Annotated in this window: 1 protein-coding gene and 1 pseudogene; one reads left to right on the top strand and one right to left on the bottom strand. The window is 54.7% G+C overall.

Going from position 1 to position 2,118, the window contains the following annotated elements:
- Window positions 1–102: pseudogene (locus tag PKKP23_RS33285) on the bottom strand (IS5/IS1182 family transposase); the annotation flags it as partial.
- A gap of 273 nt (window positions 103–375) precedes the next feature.
- On the opposite strand from PKKP23_RS33285, the gene PKKP23_RS33280 reads away from it, so the two are divergent.
- Entirely contained in the window at window positions 376–1,950 is a 1,575-nt protein-coding gene (locus tag PKKP23_RS33280) for a PfaD family polyunsaturated fatty acid/polyketide biosynthesis protein (protein WP_126880067.1), read from the top strand.
- Window positions 1,951–2,118: the final 168 nt, after the last annotated feature.

Raw genomic sequence — 2,118 nt, 5'->3', positions numbered from 1 at the left:
AGGCCACGGCACGATGCGCTCCATCTCGCCAAGAAACTTCTCGCGCCGTGTTTGCTTCTTCTTCATCGCGTACTCGGCGCTCGCAAAGCTGCGTTGGCTCATGTCCGTAGAGTTATGTTCCCGTTGCTTTCAGCATGCACGCATCGTGTAGCAGCAGTCAATTGATCAGCGAATCCTTAGGGAGCATTCTGATGCAATGCGCTATTCATTAGATATCCTAATTGTTATTTAAAACAATTCTAAAAACAATTTAATTTAAATGCAATTGTGGCGTCGTCAAAACCGATCATACCGGTTCTCGCATCGTCATATAATTTTGATGAATTGATAGATCGATTCCGCTGAATCTTAATAATGTGATTGTATGAGATACTCATGGAAAATGACTTTCAGGAATTGCTCGCCTGCGTTCGAAAACCGTTGCGTACTGTGCAAGACGGTCGGGATGGGGCTATCCGGTGCTTGCTTGCGCAGGAGATGGACGGTCAGGCAGAGTCTCGAAGCGATTGTCGGGAGGTGATGTTTTTGCCGCCGCTCTTTCCCGAGAATCTTGGGGGGGGCGGCTTTCTGGAAAAGCATCATCTACGTTTCCCTTATGTAGCGGGAGAGATGGCACATGGAATCTCAACTACGTCGATGGTAATTGCAATGGCGCGGGCGGGTATGCTTTGTTTCTTTGGGGCGGCCGGATTGAGTGTAGAGAGCGTGGAAGCTGCCATCACCGAGATAGAGCGCGACCTAGGAAGTGTGGACGGTAATCCGGCCGGGGGTAGCTGGGGTGTCAATCTCATTCATTCGCCAAGGCAACCGCAGCTTGAGCGGGAACTGGTTCATCTCTTCCTTGACCGAGGCGTGCGTCGAGTATCAGCGTCAGCCTTTATGAAGATCACTCCTCCACTCGTGCAGTATGCATGTAGTGGTCTTCAACTAAAAGATGGTGTCATTGGAAGAAGAAACTTTCTGTTCGCGAAAATATCCCGCCCTGAGATCGCCCGACAATTCATGTCGCCCGCTCCAGAGTCGATCCTCCAGCAACTAGTGTGCGAGGGGCTGCTGACAGCAGACGAGGCGGAACTCGCCGCCTATGTGCCGCTGGCTGAAGACATAACCGCCGAAGGGGATTCCGGCGGCCACACGGACAATCGACCTCTTACGGTCCTGTTGCCGACCATCATTCGCTTACGGGACGCGCTATGTGAGCGATACCGTTACAGTGCTTCGATCCGAATCGGAGCGGCCGGTGGACTCGGCTGTCCCGCAAGTGTAGCAGCTGCATTTGCCCTTGGTGCGGCTTACGTGGTGACAGGCTCAATCAATCAGTCTGCTATCGAGTCCGGAACTTCTCAGGTAGTTCGCGAGCTGCTCGCATCAGCGACCATGGCGGATGTGGCAATGGCTCCAGCGCCAGACATGTTTGAGCTGGGCGTCAAGGTTCAGGTGCTTCGGCGCGCAACCCTTTTCGGCGCAAGGGCCACCAAACTACACGCCATATACGTTTCCCACCCCTCACTTGAGGCCATCTCGTCTGCAGTACGAGCCCAGCTAGAGCGTGACATCTTTCAGGCGCCGCTGGAGGAGATCTGGGCCCGGGTGCGGAAGTATTGGATGGAACGTGACCCGCGTGAACTCGATCGGGCGGAAGTCCAGCCGAAGCACCGGATGGCACTGGTGTTTCGCTGGTATCTGGGATTGTCAAGTTTATGGGCACAGAACGGAGAGCTCGACCGTGCTGTTGACTACCAGGTGTGGTGTGGTCCGGCAGTCGGAGCATTTAATGACTGGGTGAGGGGATCGTTTTTGGAGGACGTCAGGCAACGGACTGTTGTCCAGATTGCATTGAATCTGCTCGAAGGGGCGGCGGTCCTTACGCGCGCGCATCAATTGCGCTTGAGTGGCGTTCCTGTTCCGGAGCGCGCCGCTGGATTTCGTCCCCGGCCATTACTCTTATGACGTGCTTGATTCTCCGGGATAGTTCGATCCTCGAAAGCGGAGAACAAGAATGACACGCTCGACGCTGAGGCAATCGCCGAAGCAGTAACGCGCCCAACGATGCGCTTCGTCCCTGTCAAACGCCACGAGCAACTTGACATGCAAGCGCTGCACCGCGTGCGTGCCCAA

The sequence above is a fragment of the Paraburkholderia kururiensis JCM 10599 = LMG 19447 genome, from assembly GCF_003986935.1.
Classification (GTDB): Bacteria; Pseudomonadota; Gammaproteobacteria; order Burkholderiales; family Burkholderiaceae; genus Paraburkholderia; species Paraburkholderia kururiensis.
The sequence above is the reverse complement of the archived record's forward strand: the minus strand, read 5'-3'. Positions and strand labels throughout refer to the sequence as shown.

Excerpts from the sequence above, each read along its gene's own strand:
- PKKP23_RS33280 (WP_126880067.1), top strand. The coding sequence starts at position 376 with ATGGAAAATGACTTTCAGGAATTGCTCGCCTGCGTTCGAAAACCGTTG.